This is a genomic window from Oscillatoria nigro-viridis PCC 7112 (assembly GCF_000317475.1).
In the GTDB taxonomy this organism is placed as follows: Bacteria; Cyanobacteriota; Cyanobacteriia; order Cyanobacteriales; family Microcoleaceae; genus Microcoleus; species Microcoleus nigroviridis.
Genome location: NC_019729.1, coordinates 4224618 through 4242745, shown reverse-complemented (window position 1 = coordinate 4242745; position 18128 = coordinate 4224618). Strand labels below are relative to the sequence as shown.

At 49.3% G+C, this 18128-nt stretch carries 12 protein-coding genes; 7 read left to right on the top strand and 5 right to left on the bottom strand.

Annotated elements, in window-relative coordinates:
• Positions 1-237 precede the first annotated feature (237 nt).
• Positions 238-825, bottom strand: coding sequence for an FKBP-type peptidyl-prolyl cis-trans isomerase (locus OSC7112_RS17855; protein WP_015177223.1), 588 nt, complete (start codon positions 823-825; stop codon positions 238-240).
• 299 nt (positions 826-1124) lie between these two features.
• On the bottom strand, positions 1125-1451 hold the full coding sequence (locus tag OSC7112_RS17850; protein ID WP_015177222.1) for a phasin family protein: 327 nt from the start codon (positions 1449-1451) through the stop codon (positions 1125-1127).
• A 216-nt stretch (positions 1452-1667) separates the two neighbouring features.
• Between OSC7112_RS17850 and OSC7112_RS35875 the strand changes: the two genes are divergently transcribed.
• The 4 genes from OSC7112_RS35875 (at position 1668) to OSC7112_RS17830 (ending at position 4575) form a co-directional block, all read left to right on the top strand.
• Positions 1668-2024, top strand: a complete 357-nt coding sequence (locus OSC7112_RS35875) for a hypothetical protein (RefSeq protein ID WP_015177221.1) — start codon at positions 1668-1670, stop codon at positions 2022-2024.
• Positions 2025-2096: 72 nt separating this feature from the next.
• A complete protein-coding gene (locus OSC7112_RS17840; RefSeq protein ID WP_015177220.1) occupies positions 2097-3062 on the top strand; it encodes an N-acetylglucosamine kinase in 966 nt (321 codons plus the stop codon).
• A gap of 351 nt (positions 3063-3413) precedes the next feature.
• Entirely contained in the window at positions 3414-4070 is a 657-nt protein-coding gene (locus OSC7112_RS17835; protein ID WP_015177219.1) for a hypothetical protein, read from the top strand.
• A gap of 103 nt (positions 4071-4173) precedes the next feature.
• A complete protein-coding gene (locus tag OSC7112_RS17830) occupies positions 4174-4575 on the top strand; it encodes an MgtC/SapB family protein (protein WP_190274229.1) in 402 nt (133 codons plus the stop codon).
• Between the two features lie 1195 nt (positions 4576-5770).
• Here OSC7112_RS17830 and OSC7112_RS17825 read toward each other — a convergent pair.
• The 3 genes from OSC7112_RS17825 to OSC7112_RS39880 are packed head-to-tail and all read right to left on the bottom strand — an operon-like array spanning position 5771 to position 6536.
• Positions 5771-5983 carry a hypothetical protein gene (locus OSC7112_RS17825; protein WP_015177215.1) on the bottom strand — a complete coding sequence of 71 codons (213 nt, stop codon included), beginning with the start codon at positions 5981-5983 and terminating at the stop codon, positions 5771-5773.
• 50 nt (positions 5984-6033) lie between these two features.
• The gene (locus OSC7112_RS17820; RefSeq protein ID WP_015177214.1) at positions 6034-6264 is read right to left on the bottom strand and encodes a hypothetical protein; all 231 of its coding nucleotides are present in this window, start codon (positions 6262-6264) and stop codon (positions 6034-6036) included.
• A 53-nt stretch (positions 6265-6317) separates the two neighbouring features.
• Positions 6318-6536 (bottom strand): hypothetical protein, encoded by a 219-nt coding sequence (locus OSC7112_RS39880; RefSeq protein WP_190274228.1) that lies wholly within the window; start codon positions 6534-6536, stop codon positions 6318-6320.
• 104 nt (positions 6537-6640) lie between these two features.
• Here OSC7112_RS39880 and OSC7112_RS17815 point away from each other — a divergent pair, with 104 nt between their 5' ends.
• From OSC7112_RS17815 to OSC7112_RS38310, 3 genes are all read left to right on the top strand, one after another.
• A complete protein-coding gene (locus OSC7112_RS17815; RefSeq protein WP_015177213.1) occupies positions 6641-8392 on the top strand; it encodes a hypothetical protein in 1752 nt (583 codons plus the stop codon).
• Between the two features lie 1010 nt (positions 8393-9402).
• The gene (locus OSC7112_RS38315; protein ID WP_015177212.1) at positions 9403-12906 is read left to right on the top strand and encodes a non-ribosomal peptide synthetase; all 3504 of its coding nucleotides are present in this window, start codon (positions 9403-9405) and stop codon (positions 12904-12906) included.
• 3 nt (positions 12907-12909) lie between these two features.
• Positions 12910-18012, top strand: a complete 5103-nt coding sequence (locus OSC7112_RS38310; protein WP_015177211.1) for a type I polyketide synthase — start codon at positions 12910-12912, stop codon at positions 18010-18012.
• Positions 18013-18128: the final 116 nt, after the last annotated feature.

Sequence of the window (18128 nt, the reverse complement as noted above, 5' to 3'; positions counted from 1 at the left end):
AGATTGTTGGTGAAACCTGCCACTACCAATATTGTGGTTAATTTACCAGACGCGATAAGCTCAGGTGCAGCTAAATTTTACAGTCAACTTTGATGAAATTATTGTGGGTGGGCGTCTCGCCCGCCTGAAAAATACAACTTAAATGCCCAACAGCTTATTACACAGAAACCCGGTTTCTTAAAAAAAACCGGGTTTCTAAACACCGTAAAAGTTTTACGTTGAATTAGATTGAACTACCTAGCCAGCGATTTTCAACAATTCCACATCAAAAATCAGCGTAGCATTAGGAGGAATCACCCCGCCCGCACCGCGAGCGCCGTAACCGAGTTCAGGGGGAATAATCAACTTGCGGCGGTCTCCAACTTTCATCATACCGACACCTTCATCCCAACCCTTAATTACTTGACCCACGCCAATTTTGAACTCAAAAGGAGAATTGCGATCGCGCGAACTGTCAAACTTCGTGCCATCCTCCAAAGTTCCAGTGTAGTGCACCACAACCCTCTGCCCGGTTTTTGGAGTCGCCCCATTACCCTCTTTCAATTCAACATATTTCAGACCTGAATCTGTGGTGACAGTTTTCTCAGTATTATCAGTCATGTTATTGCCAGCGATAGTAGCTGGTACCTCCGGTAAAGTAGCATCAGCTACTAGCAAGCTATCTTCATTTAAAGACGGCGCTGACAACTTCTCAATAGCAGTCTCGGGTAAAAGATTGTTCAATTCGGCTGCAACTGCTTGGGACCCAGAACCGCCCATTTGAGCGACTATCAAAAACACAAAGCAAACCAGCATTACTCCCAAGCTGACTAGAACTCCTCGCAAAATTAATCCTCCTAATACTTTTAACCGCGATATCTCAGAGATCTAAGACATCTAGTACAACAAGAACTACCAAATTTTATCTGAACTTTTCCACCAAAAAATGGCAGGTACCAGATAATTTTAAAGGCAAAAGTATGAAGTCAGAATGTTTGTAATTATACATAAATGGCTTCTACATAAGTGCCTTTTTTAGCCTTCTGCCTTCGGATGACAATCTTATCACAAGATAGCAGCGAACTCCTCGCGGGCGTAAGCGTTGCCCGCCCCTACGGGGGCTGCGCCAACGAAGAGGTTCGAACTCAGCGCCAGTTACGGTTTTCTAAATCCCGCATCTGACGTTCCAAACGATCGAGCCTTCCCCGCAACTCATCCATTTCGGACTGTCGGGGAACTCCCATATCTTGCAGCATATTCCGTAGTTGCCGCTGCAACTGCGTCTCCCAATTGCCCTGTTCAGACTTGAGGTGCTCCGTCATGTCATCGACAAAGGTTTTGGCTTGATCGGGATTGATTTTGCCATCTTTGACCCATTGCTCGCTCACTTCCTGCAATTTCTCTGCCACCAGCGAGGTAGTACCAATGCCCAGCATTACCAGTTGTTTGAGTAAGTTGCTATTGTTATCCATAGATTTTTCCTAATGTTTGCCCTTTCATACCCGATCGGCTCAGTTCGCCTGCTGTCGCTGCGAAACCATCTGTAAACTTAAAGTTACATCAGCGCACAACTACCTTTCTATTTTGGATCATCCAGTCGCCTCATGGCGAGGCGATCGCGCATTCTCGGCGTTCGGAAAACCCGCTAATGAGCCTACCCACCACATTACCCCATCACCCTGCTGTCTATGCCTGATTGCCCCCGCTGTCACCAACCTGCAGACGCCCGAGCGCTCGCCTGTCCGCACTGCAAAATCCCCCTCAAAGCTTTCGGTCATCCGGGTATCCCTCTTTATCGATCGAAACCCGAAGAATTTCTCTGCACTACCTGTATTTATCACGCAGACGACACTTGCAACTACCCGCAGCGTCCCTTTGCCAAAGAATGCACGCTTTATCACGATCGAGCTGAGCCACTTGTGCCGCAGATGAGCCCTTACAGCAGCCGCGACGGGCTGCAATCGCTCAAAAATTGGTGTCACCGCCATCTGGTTTGGTTAGCATTATTAGGTTTAATTATTATTAGCATTGCTCTGTCGATTTAATCGGATTGTACAAAGCGTAGAATAGAGATATCTCTGTGAATCTGGGTTGCTCTATTATTCTCTAAATTATTCATGAGCTACGTATTCGGCATCGACGGCGGCGGCACTAAAACTATCTGCCTTTTAATGGACGACAACCACATTGTTTTAGGACGAGGTGAAGCCGGGCCGTCAAATTATCAAACCCTGGGAATTGAGACAGCAAAACAATCCATCCAATTGGCGATCGAACGAGCAGTTCTGTCCGCTCAGGTCGAGGCTGCAGGCAATCTCAACATAGAAGCAATCGGTCTGGGACTAGCAGGCGTCGGGCGTCCAAAAGATCGTGAAATAGTGCAATTTGTAGTGCAGAACTTGCAGTTGACGAATACTTTACCAGTAACCCGATCCTTCCTGCCCAGGAATATAGTAATTTGCAGCGACTGCGCGATCGCACTTGCGGGCGGTACAGGCCATCCAGTGGGTATCGCCGTTATTTCAGGCACCGGTTCGATTGTTTTCGGGCAAAACCGTCAAGGGAAAACTAAACGAGTCGGGGGTTGGGGATATATTTTAGGCGATGAAGGCAGCGGATATAACATCGCCCTTCAGGGTTTGCAAGCTGCTTTGAAGTTCTATGACGGACGCGAAGATTTTACCGTGCTTGCGGAAAAATTTCAAACGCATTTAGGCCTCAATAACCTAGAAGAATTGGTAGAAGTTGTTTACGGGCGCGGTTGGGGAGTCAAAGAAATTGCAGCTTTAGCGCCGATTGTCGATCGAGCAGCAGCAGAGGGCGATCGCGTCGCTGACTGCATTATCAATAATGCTGTGGCAGAATTAACCTATTCAACAAAAATAGCCATTTCAGCGCTATTTAACCAAACAGAAGAATTTGAAATTGTGATCGTAGGAGGTGTGTGGGGCGGAGAGGCAAATTGCCGAGGTCGGTTTGAAGCGGCCATAAGTGCGATCGCCCCAAAAGCTAAGGTAATCTCGCCCCGATACGAACCAGCTTTCGGTGCTGGATTGCTAGCTTTAAACGCTCTCAACAATTAATTGTAGAATGTTGACTGTTGACTGTTGACTGTGGACTGCTGACAAGCGAAATATTTTACACCTACTTTCCAGCTTCCAGAGCCCGGCTGTGCAGTCAAATCTAAAATCTAAAATCTAAAATCTAAAATCGACTGACTGTTGACTATCTTCCTTATCTTCCCGATCGCCCCTGTCTTGCGGATTTTCTCGATTTTTCCAAATTTTCAACTTCTGGATTATCGACCTTATCTTCCCAACTTGTAGAATTCCCGCCTGCCATAATCAAGATATCAGATGAATGCGAAACCAGAAACAAATTTAGCAGTAGTGCGTTCCTAAGTAAACAAAAACCGAAGCAAGGAGACAATTTATATGATTACTTCTCAAAAATGGCGTTCAGCAACAGCAGCAATCCTGGCACTGGGCATTACAGTGGGAACCAGCGCGCCGCTGGTGGTAGCTGCTCCCGCAGAAGCCCAACAACGAATTTCCCAATTTGATAGCATCCGAATTCCATCGGGCAGTGTAATTCCAGTTAGCTATGAAAAAGACAAAATAGTTGTCACCCGCGAAGAAACTGCACCTTTAACTTTAACAGTAGCCCGAGACATCCGCACACCTCAAGGCAGAGTATTAATCCCCGCAGGCAGCCAGATAGTCGGGGCACTGCAACCTGTCAGAAGAGGCAATCAAAGTGGTACTCAATTTGTTGCCAGAGAGTTAATTATCAGCCGCCGCCAACGCTATCGGATTGACGGAAATTCAGGAATTATTACCAGAACCGAAAGAGTCCAAAAAGGTGCTGGCACAGGTTCAGTGGCGCAAGGTGCAGCCTTGGGTGCAGCAGCAGCAGCAGCACTAGCAGGCATTACCGGCGACAAAGCGATCGCGACTGAAGAAGTATTGGGAGGCGCTGGGATCGGCGCTTTAGCTGGAGTATTGTTGGGGCGGCGCAGCGTTGACGTGCTCGTGATTCGCCCGGAACAAGATTTGGCAGTGAGATTGCGATCGGACATCGTACTCCGCTAAGATTGGAATCTTCGGATTAATTATTTGCAGTAAAACATTGTCGATCGCTAACTTGTGGTCTCCCGATAATTGGCTAGGCATACTGTTAAGGTTGTGCCTAGCCATGTTTGTTGGCGGAATTATTGGATGGGAGCGCCAACTCAGAAACAAACCAGCGGGATTGAGAACTCATATGCTAGTAAGTATGGGTTCTGCACTGTTTGTTTTAATGCCGCTGGCAATGGGTAAAAATGAAAACGGAGGAGATGCTGTAGCGCGCGTAATTCAAGGCATTGCTGCCGGGATTGGGTTTTTGGGAGGTGGAGAAATTCTGCTGCAACATCAACAGGAAAGAGGCAAACCGGAAGTTCACGGGCTTACCTCTGCCGCCGCTATTTGGGTATCAGCAGCTTTAGGAACTGCGGCAGGATGCGGGTTGTGGCAAATGGCATTAATTGGCGCTTTCATGTCGCTGTTTGTTCTGAGAGTAATTAAAGAGTTAGAGCGTCGGAGTCGTAGGAAATAGTCTCAGTGATGATATAAAATCTGGTATTATAACCCTTATAACTTTTGTAGTGACTGCGGAAGTACGAGCTATTGTTGTGAGGGTTAAATTCCTCACTATCAACTAATTTTATTGCGGTAGATTGAGGGTAAATAATATTAGCTGTTTCATACCAAGTCCAGTTAATCACTGCTCGTAAATTGTTGGCCCTCATCCCAGCCATACCTGTCAAGATGGTGAAAAAAGGGGGTTACACAATTTGAGGATGATTATTGTGGGCATTGGTTTCAACTTAACCTTAAACCTTATTCCGGCAGGGGTTGAAACAAGAGCCTCCCTCAAAGCGAAAGTCCTCGCTATGAGGACTAATGAGTTCTTCAGTCCTCGGAAGCGAGGACTTTCGCTATAAGCCCCGTGGAATTCATTCCCTGGCGGACTTCCGGGTGAGCGCAGGGCGGTTTCATGCTCACGAAAATCGCGATTTTGACTCTTGTAGTGCCAAGAATCTCTACCCCCACACAGACGATTTCACAGGCATTTGGGACATGGGGCTCTTCACGAGGGATTGCCCCTAGGTCGAATGAAACCGCCCTGCGGGTGAGCGGAAGGACTAGCGGACTAAAAGCTTAAGTTGACACTAATATATTGTGGGGTGTTCTGCCTTGTGTGAAAATACACGCCTTCGGGCTACGAGAGCCCATTCCACAAAAAAACAATCAAAATCACCCCGCAATTATGCAACGCCTACAAAGTGGCTAAAACGCTTGAAATCTCTGCTTGGGGCGATCGATAAATCTTCTCCATTTGATAGAGAATAAACAATACATAATATTTCAATAATAATGCTCAACTTTTACGAAGCAAACACTTTAACTACGCCTTGACAGGTCTGGTCATCCCAGCCTGACCTTGGACGAATGGAGTCCTCACTACAGCGGTTCTCAAGCGTGGTGAGGTATGTCCGCGGAGGCCTATTCCCACGGAGCCCTATTCCCTATGTCCGAGAGTACCTCATCTTTCCGAGAAAGGCTATATCCACTTAAATATTCATTTAAATATTTTTTTCAATTTTAGTCAATTTGCTCAACACCCATTGAACCAAAATACCAATATTTTTTAGATTAATTAATATAAATCAGCCCAACCATTATATCTTACCAGTTTTTAGTAATTAGAAAAGTTAATATTTATATCGAGCAATGGCTTAATAAAGAAATTAATTTCTCTCCGAAAAACTTGGCATTGTTATCAATTCCAAAGACTCTTGCCTGACGCGGCCCGCCATCGCAGCTAACTGCAAGCTCATAAAAGCATTCAAATCTTCCAAATCACACTTAGCGGAGGAAAAAATATTCTGCATTTCATTTTCCGCTTCCAAACTCAGATATCCAGCGGCAATAGCTTGTTTTACAACTTCACGAATCTGCACGGTAGAAATGTCCCTTACTAAATTTGAACTAATCAAAAGCCAACTAATTACTAACAGGAAGTTTCGGAAGCCGTCTCGCCAAAAACTTCAAATTTTTTCAGCTCGCGAGACTCTTGTTTCACTCCTCCGGACATAGCTGCTAGTTGCAAAGCCATAAAAGCATTTAAGTCTTCCAAGTCATACTTGGTGGTCGTTAACATCCGCCGCAGTTGATTTTCGGCTTCAATGGTTAGATAGCCTAGAGCCAGAGCTTGCTGGGCGATCTCGCGAATTAGTACCATAACACTTCGGGATTTTATTGGTTCAAGCCTCAGTATCAACTGTTTTCACAGAATCAGCAGTGACGGCTATTGCTCGATAGGTGTGACATTGTTACGGGCCACTCGTGACAGCCGGAGTCGCAGAGTGTGACTAAGTATTTGCACGGTTGTGACGGCGATCGCGTGGGGGATGCCAGAGGAGGAGTCCGAGAGTGGGGAGTCCGAGAGTGTCCGGGTGTCTGGGCGGGGGAGTCGGAGAGTGTCTGGGTGGGGGATTCGGAGAGTAGGAGCATTTTTCTTTTTCCCTCGGACTAATGACTGATGACTCCTGCTTCCTACCTTCAGAAGACGCTCAACGTCTATAATCAGCAAGTTAAATATTTACGGCAAGACACATATGGAAGCAGCACATAAAGATTTGCTACAACAAATAGCCCGACTATCGGACACTTATCCTAATTTGGCCGATCGCCTTTCCCAAGCAGCCAAACAACTGCAAGACTCCGGCCTTCCTCCCTCTGACAGCTTGCTGCAAGAAGTAGCCACCTACAGCCGCAACTTTGCCGCAGTTCAAAAACAAGCTCTTGAACTCAACAAATCCGCGATCGCGCCGGGGGAAATTGCTTCCCTCAAAGACATTCAAAACTTAGCCGAGACTGCCGCAGCTTCTGAAGGTAAAGCATCCATTCGCGATGCAGCATTGAAAGCGATCGATCGAGTATTGGCGATCGCCCACCGCGAACAAAGCGACTTCGCGCCCTTACAATTAGTTCATGCCAGAGCCCGCGAACTGCAGCGCGCGATTTCCGAATCAACCCCAACTCAACTGCATTCCGACGCCGAATCCTTAGTCAGCGGCAAACACCCAGTTGCAGCAGTGCTCGCCCTAGTGGAACAGCAAGACAAATTAGACGACGAACAGTGGGTATTTCTTGAAGAAACAGTCAGCGCCGCTTTTGGCAAACAAATAGCCGTCGCCATTTCCAGAGGCAAATTAACCATTGCTGAGATGGTAAAAGCAGCACCTGCAAAAGTCGAACCCGCATTTAAAGCAGCGCCAGAACAAAAAATCAGCGCCGAACCTTTGCCAGAAGTGATTGTCATCCCGTCAGGAAATGTGGCGCCGAAACAAGTTACAGTTGCGCCACAGATCCAGATTTTGGAATCCCCCGCACCTTCTGCCCCCATGCACGAGGTAATTATTGTTCCCAGCGTGGAAGTACCTAAGTCTCTTCAGACAACCGGTTCCGGGAACATTGTTTTTGGGGCACCTCGGGACATTCAACCAGCGGTGGCAGTAGAAGGCGGTTTGGGAATCAAAGTTTTGGTGCACATTCAGGGAATTGGCGATCGAACTTTCGGTGCTGGAGAATACGCGGGTTCTAAGGGTCAAGGGCGGCGCGTCGAAGGATTTCAAATTAATATCGATCCCCCAATTCCCGGCTTAAATGTCGAGTACATGGCTCACGTCGAAGGTGTGGGCGACACTCCTTGGATCGGCGAAGGAGAATTGGCAGGTTTTCGGGGTCAAGCGAAACGAATTGAGGGATTTGCGGTGCGGTTGAGCGGGCCGCAAGCTGATAAGTACGACGTATTTTATAGCGCTCACATTCAGAATATCGGCGACACCGACGTGTCCTCCAACGGCGCATATTGCGGCACTCGCGGCAAAGCTTTGAGAATAGAGGGTATCAAAGTTTGGATCGCGCCGTCTGCGAGTTCGCAAACAGCGGCGCCTGTGGGTTTAAAAGTGTTGGCGCACATTCAAGGAATTGGCGATCGAACTTTTAGCGATCGAGAATACGCGGGTACTAAAGCTCAAGGCCGCCGCGTGGAAGGATTTCAAATTAAAATAGAGCCTCCCGTTGCCGGTTTAAATTTGCAGTACATGGCTCACGTTGAAGGAGTTGGCGACACTCCTTGGATCTCGGAAGGGGAGTTAGCAGGATTCCGGGGCAAAGCCAAGCGCATTGAGGGATTTGCCGCGCGGCTGACAGGGCCGCAAGCTGATAAGTATGACGTATTTTATACGGCTCACATCCAGAATGTAGGCGATACTCCGGTTACTGCTAACGGTCAATATTGCGGCACTCGCGGCAAAGGTTTGAGGGTTGAGGGGATGACGGTTTGGGTTGAGCCGAAAGGGTAAAAATTGAGAATGAATGGAAAATTTTCAAGGGCATTTTCCATTCATTAAATACTCGAATAAGTAGGGTGCGTCTATTCACATTATTTGCGCCACAAACTAACAATATCCAAGCTGATACACCGCTCGATAATATCATGTTCGGCTAATCACAAGGCAATTGTTCGCGCTCGTTTACCAATCTCAGATGGTGGCGATTGCTTCGCTTCACTGCCTGCGTTCCGCTCGCAATGACAAATTATAACTAATTTACCGGACATGATATAAATAGTGCGTCAGAATTCGACTTTTCATACTTCTTGAGAATCTCTAATCTGACGCATCCTACGGCTGACGCACCAGGCAATAAACGGTGCATCAGAACGATATTTTATACTTTCTGCGGTTATTCAGAATCATAAAATTGACAGCAATATGTCTCTTTGACCATTTCAGCTTGAATTTTTTTGTTGATTTCGGATCGATTCAGTTCCCTGTTGCGGATGGTATGCGCGATATCGAATCCAGCCCAAATAAACATTGCGAGGACGATCGCACCAATCAATTATCCCATAGCTTTCTTTAAAGGTTGAGGTTGGCTGTAGCTCATCTAGCGCAGCGATTGCCAGCATACAGAATGCAAGTCATTGCTGTTGAGTGCGGATGTCAGCCTGTTATAGCAGATGTTGAAGGCTTTAGTTATTCTTCAGAGAAGAAAGTCGATTGTCAACAGAATATTAAGCAATTTTAATATTTACAGGCTGTGCAATTACACGGTTGCTGAACGGGAAATGCTCTTTGGCGGCGCTACCCGTAAAATGTATCATAAATACTTTACAGGGCGGTAGAGTTTGAGTTAGCATCGGCTGAGCTGATAAAATATTACACCTCAAAAAACCAAACATTCAGATGCACGCTAGCGATAACTTTACCGTAATTTTACGGTGATTGGGAATAAATAGTGACTTAAAAAAGTCTTAAAAATCCGGCTACAGTTGAGCGCAAGTCTTTTCCATCAATACTTACATATAAATATGTCATTGCCAGCAGACGATCGCCCGCAATCCGCAACCACTGATAGTGAGTCTTCCTACCAACTTTCACCGATACAGCAAGGGATGTTGTTCGACAGCCTTTCGGGTCAACAATCAGGGATAGACATCGAACAAGCGATCTGTAGCATCCGCGAAAATTTGAATGTTTCAGCTTTCCTCAAAGCTTGGCAGCAAATAGTGCAGCGGCATCCAATCTTGAGAACGAGTTTTTGTTGGTCAGGTGAAGAAGTTCCGCTGCAAACATTACACCAACAAGTTGAACTGCCAAGCGTTGAGGAAGACTGGCGCAATTTGTCGGAGGGCGATCGCGCCAACCAACTCGAAACCTATTTGCAAACCGATCGCCTGCAAGGCTTTGACCTAACTCAACCCCCGCTGATGCGTTTGGCTTGGTTCCGAGTTGCGGAAACCGAGTACAAACTCATCTGGACTTATCACCACATTTTGCTTGACAGTACCTCGGCAGTCATTGTTTTGCAAGAAGTTTTTACCTTGTACGAATCCCTGTGTGCCGATCGACCGTTAGAACTACAACCGCCCCGCTGCGATCGAGATTGCATCGAGTGGATGCAGCAGCCAGACATCTTGAAAGCAGAAACATTTTGGAGACAATACTTAAGCGGTTTCAGCGCTCCTACCCCTTTGGTTGGGGCTGTTTCAAGGGCGGGCAAGATACTTAACCCGAAAGACCGCCAGGGAATTAATTCCCTGTCTAACAGCGAAAGTCCTCTAAAGAGGACTGAAGAACTCATCAGTCCTCTTCAGAGGACTTCAGCTTTGAGGCAGGGAATTAATTCCCTGCCGGACTGCGGGTTTGACCCTAAGTTTACACCAATGGCATCTTGCCTGTTCCTGACACCACCAGAAATCCGGCTTTCTAGCACCGTAACCGCAGCCTTAAACTCCCTAATTAAAGAACACAATATCACCCTAAATACCCTGCTGCAAGGAGCGTGGGCCCTACTTTTGAGCCGCTGTTCCGGTTCGGAAGATGTAGTATTTGGAGCAATTTGCAACAGCCGATCGCAGAATATAGAAAACGCAGAATCAGCCGTAGGATTATTTATAAATACTTTGCCGTGTCGGGTAATTGTATCTCCCGATTTACCAGCGATCGACTGGCTCAAACAACTGCAAACTCAGTGGACGGCATTTCAAGAATACGGGAACGTGCCGCTGGCAAAAACTCAAGAATGGAGCGAGATATCCCGCGGCACAGCTTTATTTGAAAGCCTGCTAGTAGTTGAAAAATATCACATTAATTCTGCCTTGCAAGCTCTCGGCGGCAACTGGCAAAACCGAGAATTTCAGCTTTTAGAACAGACAAGTTTTCCGCTAACAGTTTACGCATACGGGGGAACCGAACTGCTGTTGAAAATTGCGGGCGATCGCCAGCGGTTAGATCCGATCGCCATTACCCGAATGTTGGGACACCTGCAAACTTTGCTAGAAAGTATAGCCGCCAATCCCCAGCAGAAAATCAGCAAATTGTCAATGCTGACAGCAGCCGAACTCGCTCAGTTGCAGGAGTGGAATCAAACTCAAGCAAATTATCCGCAAGACAAATGCGTTCACCAATTATTTGAAGCACAAGTCGATCGATCGCCCGATGCCATTGCCGCCGTTTTTTCCCAAAATCTCCAACAGCAACTCACCTACCTCGAACTCAATTCCAAAGCCAATCAACTAGCCCGTTACTTGCAGCAATTAGGCGTCGGGCCCGATGTTTTAGTAGCTATTTGCATGGAACGTTCCTTAGAAATTGCGATCGCCGTTTTAGGCGTTCTCAAAGCAGGCGCAGCTTACGTTCCCCTAGATCCCGCCTATCCCCAAGAAAGGCTGACCTTCATGTTAGCCGACACCCAAACTCCCGTTATACTCACTCAATCTCACTTAGTGTCGGGGCTGCCAGCGCATCAAGCCCGCGCCGTTTGTTTGGACGCAGACTGGGAAACAATCAGCAGTCACAGCACCGAAAACCCACCCAGCAGCGTCTCTCCCGACAATTTAACCTATACAATATATACATCAGGTTCCACAGGCAAACCCAAAGGAGTTCCCCTCCCGCACCGCGCCCTAGTCAACCTAATTGCGTGGCAACTCCAAAACTCGACCCTTGAGGGCCCAGCCAAAACCCTGCAATTTGCATCTCTCAGCTTCGATGTCTCATTTCAAGAAATGTTCTGTACTTGGTGCGCCGGCGGCACCCTCGTTTTCATCACAGAAGAAATCCGGCGAGATGCCCAAAGTTTGTTGCAGCTAATCGACAAACAAAAGATTCAAAGACTATTTCTCCCTTTTATCGCCCTGCAACACTTAGCCGAAGCAGCCGATACTTATCAGCTAATACCGAAATCGCTGCGCGAAGTAATCACCGCCGGCGAACAGTTGCAAGTCAACCGTTACATAGCCAGTTTCTTTCAACAGCTAGAAAACTGTACCCTGCACAATCAATACGGCCCCTCCGAGAGCCACGTTGTTACAGCTTATACCCTGGCAGGCCCGCCCGGAGATTGGCCCGCACTGCCTCCGATCGGCCGCCCTCTTGCCAACACGCAGATATATTTGTTACACAGGAACTATGAGTCTGTACCGATCGGCGTCCCCGGAGAACTCTACATCGGGGGTATCTGTTTGGCCCGGGGCTATCTCAACCGCCCGGACTTGACTGCTGAAAAATTTATTCCTAATCCTTTTAAACACAATGAAATACGCGCGATCGAACAGGAATCAGATATTACCCTTCTGCCTTCAGAAGATCGCCTTTATAAAACTGGAGATTTAGCCCGCTACCTGAGTGACGGTAACATCGAGTACATCGGGCGGATTGACGGTCAAGTCAAAATTCGCGGCTTCCGCATAGAGTTGGGAGAAATCGAAACCGCACTGGCAAAACATCGCGCCGTCAAACAAGCTGTGGTGCTGGCGCGGGAAGACGTACCGGGGGACAAACGACTGGTTGCTTATATAGTTGCCAATCCAGAAGAGCAATTGGCAATAGCCGACCTCCGCCGTTACCTGCAAGAGCAACTCCCAGATTACATGGTGCCTGCGGTGTTTGTGAATGTTGAGGCGATGCCGAAGACGCCCAGCGGGAAAATCGACCGCCGCGCCCTGCCGGCACCTGACTCGCAGCGACAAGAACAGTCCCAGAGTTACGCGGCACCGCAAAGCGAGTTGGAGCTTTTGCTGGCGGGTGTTTGGTCTAAGTTGTTGAAACTCGATCGCGTCGGCATTCACGACAATTTCTTCGAGATAGGAGGCAATTCTTTGATGACGCTGCAAGTTGCAGTCCAAGTTCGGACTCTGTTAGGTAAAGACTTGCCGGTGGTGAAATTGTTCCAGCACCCGACGATCGCCCAATTGGCAAATTATTTAAACGAGGGAAAAAGCGCGAGCCAATCCAACAACAAATTTCAAGACAGGGCCGATCGGCAAAAAGCTGCTTTTAAACGGCAAAAGCAATCTACCAAAAAACCCTAATTTATGACAAATTCGCAGGAAAACTCAGAACTTGACGGCATTGCGATTATTGGCATGGCCGGCCGCTTTCCCGGTGCTGCCAGTGTCGGTGAACTGTGGCAGAATTTGTGCGGCGGGGTGGAGTCCACAGCGTTTTTCAGCGACGCGGAACTAGACCCCAGCATCGACCCCAATCTCAGACAAAATCCCAATTACGTCAAAGCTAGAGGAATTATTGACGGGGCCGATCGCTTTGATGCAGCATTTTTCGGCGTGAGTACCCGCGAAGCCGAAATTACCGACCCGCAGCAGCGCGTTTTTTTAGAAATAGCTTGGGCCGCCCTAGAAAATGCAGGCTGCGATCCGAATACCTTCAGCGGCTCGATCGGAGTGTACGCCGGCACGGGCAACAATACTTATTTTCCCAACAACATCGCCGGACGATCGGACGTAATTTCCCGCGCGGGCGAGTTTCAGGTGATGGTAGCCAACGAAAAAGACTACATTGCTACCCGCACCTCCTACAAGCTGAATCTCAAGGGGCCGAGCGTCAGCGTGCATACCGCTTGCTCTACATCATTAGTTGCAGTTTGTCAAGCTTTTTATGCTTTGATGAGCTATCAATGCGACTTAGCCCTGGCCGGCGGGATATCAATTACGGTGCCCCAAAATAGCGGTTATTTGTATCAAGAAGGGGGGATGTTCTCCAGCGACGGACACTGCAAACCTTTCGACGCCAAGGCTGAAGGAACCGTGTTCGGCAACGCAGCCGGGGCTGTGGTACTCAAGCGTTTGGAAGAAGCGATCGCCGACAGAGATACAATCTATGCCGTAATTCGCGGAGTCGGGCTCAACAACGACGGGGCAGCCAAAGTCAGCTTCGCAGCACCCAGCGTAGACGGGCAAGCAGACGCGATCGCGATGGCGCAGGCGATGGCAGGCGTCGATCCCGAAACGATATCTTACGTCGAAACCCACGGCACGGCAACCCCCCTGGGCGATCCGATCGAAATAGAAGCCCTAACTCAGGCTTTTGCTCTGAAAACCGCAGCCAAACAATTTTGCGCGATCGGCTCCGTCAAAAGCAATTTCGGACACACGATCGCCGCAGCGGGAGTCACAGGGCCGATCAAAACAGCTTTAGCCCTCAAACACCGGCAAATACCCGCCACTCTGCACTTTGAGCAACCGAATCCAGCCATTGATTTTGCCAACAGCCCCTTCTACGTCAACGCCGAACTCTCGGAATGGAAAGCCGGCAAAACGCCCAGAAGAGCCGGAGTCAGTTCGTTTGGCGTCGGCGGCACCAACGCTCACGTCGTCCTCGAAGAAGCGCCCGCGCTGGAACCGTCAAGCCCTTCTCGCCCGCGGCAGTTGCTGCTGCTGTCGGCAAAAACTCCATCTGCTTTGGATGCAGCTACCGCAAATTTGCGATCGCACCTCGCCCAAAACCCGGAGATCGATCTCGCCGATGCTGCTTATACCCTGCAAACCGGGCGGCAAGCCTTCAATTACCGCCGTTTCGCCGTTTGCAGCGATCGCACCGATGCCGTTGAGATACTCGAATCCCTGCCGCCGCTGCGTACAGCAACCCGCTGCACCGAATCGAGAAATCCGGCAGTAATCTTCATGTTTCCGGGACAGGGGTCGCAATACGTCAATATGGGCTTGAATTTGTACGAATCCGAGCCTTTATTCCGCGAAACAGTCGATCGCTGCGCCGAAATTTTGCAGCCGCACCTCGGCAGAGATTTGCGGAAAGTGCTTTATCCCGGCAGCGATGAAGCGACAGCAGCCGAATCGCTGCGCCAAACTTTCTTGACTCAGCCTGCGATATTTACCGTAGAATACGCGCTTTCCAAGCTGTGGCAGAGTTGGGGCATCATTCCCCAAGGTGCGATCGGGCACAGCATCGGCGAATTTGTGGCGGCAACGATCGCAGGCGTGTTTTCCCTGGAAGATGCCTTGATGCTGGTAGCAGCGAGGGGGCGCTTGATGCAAGATTTGCCGGGGGGTTCGATGCTGTCGGTGCGCTTGCCTGCTGCCGAAGTAGAAGGGCGGTTGAGCGCGGATTTGGCAGTGGCTGCGGTGAATGCGCCGGATTTGTGTGTTGTTTCCGGGCCGACGGAGGCGATCGCACTTTTTCAGCAGCAACTAGAAAGCGAAAGCGTTGTCTGCAAACAACTGCACACTTCCCACGCTTTTCATTCGCCGATGGTGGATTCGATCGTCGAACCTTTCGCCGAATATGTCAAAAAAGTGCAGTTGTCAGCGCCAACTATCCCATTTGTTTCTACTGTAACTGCTAGTTGGATAACAGCGGAACAAGCAACCGATCCGATGTATTGGGCGCGGCATTTGCGGGCGACAGTGCGTTTTGCCGACGGGATAAAAGAGCTTTGGCAAGAAGATCCTAACAGGATACTTTTGGAAGTCGGGCCGAGAACAACGGCTGCTACTTTAGCTCGCAAACAAGCCAAAGATTTGAAAAAACAAGTTGCCATTTCTTCCCTCAGCGACAGCCATGAAAATCAAACTGAATGGGCGGCTTTGTTGAGTGCAGCCGGACAGCTTTGGCTGTGCGGAGTATCGATCGACTGGCAGAGTTTTTATCAGGAGGAAACGCGCGATCGCCTTCCCCTGCCGACTTATCCCTTCGAGAGCAAGCGTTTCTGGATCGAACCAAAAGTGTCAGAGGACAAGAGTGGGAGAGGGGGAGATGGGGAGAGTGAGAGAGTGGGAGAGTGGGAGAATTCCCAATTCCCGATGCCCGATTCCCAATTCCCGATGCCCGATTCCCCATTCCCTATTACCACTTCCCAATTACCAACTACCAATTCCCAATTACCGATGCCAAATTCACAGGCTGAAACCCAAACTGCAGCGCGCAAGTACAGACTAATTCCTGCAATCAAAAACATCCTAGAAGAAACTTCTGGCGAGGATTTAGGCAGTGTTGATGAGGACTTAACTTTCCTAGAAATGGGTTTAGATTCTCTATCTTTGACTCAAGTAGCGCTGAATTTGCAAAAAGAATTTAGCATCAAAATTACCTTTCGCCAGCTATTAGAAACTTTCCCCACTCTCGGCACTTTATCTGAATTTATCGACGGTGCTCTGCCGCCGGAGGTTTTGCCTGCAACTCCTGCCGTCCAACAAGCCGCGCCCGTACCAGCACCCGCACCGCCGATCGCACCTCCAGAACAAACTGCGATTCCCGTTCCCGCAAGCGCCCCTGTAAATCTGCCCTTACCCAGCCCTGGGCCTCAAATTTTGCATCCCGTACAGTCTGGCAATCTCGAATACCTGATCGGGCAGCAGTTGCAAATTATGTCGCGACAGCTAGAACTGTTGGGCGGCGCTGGTTCTGTTCCCGCACAGCCGGCACCGACAACTAACGGTAGGGGCAGTGCCCCCGTGCCTGCCCCCTCGCAGCCGGCAGCCGTTCAAAATATCCCGCAATCCCAGACTCACGGCAGCGCGATCGCACCAACAGCAGCGCCAACAGCGGAACCAACCGCAGAACCGAAAAAGGTGTTCGGGGCCGCCGCCCGCATCGACACATCCGATCGCGACGGATTAACTCCGCAGCAATCAGCATATTTAGAAACATTTGTCAAGCGATATACGGCGCGAACTCAGAAATCCAAACAGTACACTCAGACTCACCGCCACCACCTCGCAGATCCGCGGGTAGTTTCGGGGTTTAACCGGACGATGAAAGAGTTGGTTTATCCGATCGTGGTGGGGCGATCGTCCGGTTCTAAGCTTTGGGATGAAGACGGTAACGAGTACGTGGATTTAACCAACGGTTTCGGGTCGAACTTTTTCGGATATTCGCCTGCATTTATCACAGAAGCGATCGCAGCCCAAATGCAGCGCGGGTATGAAATCGGCCCGCAAACACCGCTAGCCGGGGAAGTTGCCGAACTCGTGTGCGAGATGACAAAACACGATCGCGCCGCCTTCTGCAACACGGGTTCAGAGGCAGTTTTGGGCGCAATGCGGCTGGCCCGCACCGTCACGGGCAACAGTACGATCGTCATGTTTACCGGAGACTATCACGGGATTTTCGACGAAGTGATCGTGCGCGGCACCAAAAAACTGCGATCGCTCCCCGCAGCACCGGGAATTCCCCAATCCGCCGTTGACAATACTCTCATTCTCGACTACGGCGAACCCGAATCCCTGGAAATCCTCAAAGCGCGGGCGGGCGAGTTCGCAGCCATCATGGTAGAACCGGTACAAAGCCGCCGCCCCGACTTGCAGCCGCGAGAATTCCTCCACGAAGTGCGCCGAATTACCGAACAAGCCGGTTGCGCCTTCATTATGGACGAAGTGATTACCGGATTCCGAGTTGCACCGGGCGGCGCCCAAGAATATTTCGGCGTACAAGCGGATATTGGCACCTACGGCAAAGTCGTCGGCGGCGGGATGCCGATCGGGGTAATCGCGGGCAAATCCGCCTGGATGGACGCTTTAGACGGCGGTTTTTGGCAGTTCGGCGACGACTCGTTCCCGGAAGTAGGCGTCACTTATTTTGCAGGGACTTTTGTGCGCCATCCCCTGACTTTAGCAGCGGCCAAGGCATCCCTCGAATATTTGAAGCGCGGCGGGCCTTCATTGCAGCGCGAACTCAATGCCAAAACTGACAAATTCGTTGCAGAATTGAACGCCATGTTCGATCGAGAGCAAGCACCTTTCACAGTTAAAAACTTTGGTTCCCTGTTCAAAATCACCTACCCGCAAGATTTTACTCATGGAGAACTGCTGTTTTACTCGCTGCGCGAAAAAGGAATTCACATTTGGGATCACCGCCCGTGTTTTCTGACGCTAGCGCATTCCGACGCAGATATTGCTTTTGCCAAGGAAGCATTTAAAAATAGCATTGCCGAATTGCAGTCAGCCGGATTTTTGACCGCTCCATCTGGTGCGACTGTTAAGGTTCTTGAGTTCAACAAAAATGGCAATACAAATGGATCGAAATCGTCAACTGTTTTCGCAAGCAATTCTCCCGTACCCGGTGCCAAATTAGGGCGAGACCCCAATGGAAATCCAGCTTGGTACATCGCAGATCCAGAGCGTCCGGGCAAACATTTACAAGTAGGAGATAGTTTATCAAATTGACGGTTAGGGTTGGTAATTAAATCCTGTAGGGGCGGGTTTTACCAACCGTAATTGCCACAAATCCATAATCTCAAAAACCCGCCCCCACCCAACGCTCGAACTATCGATCGCGAGGG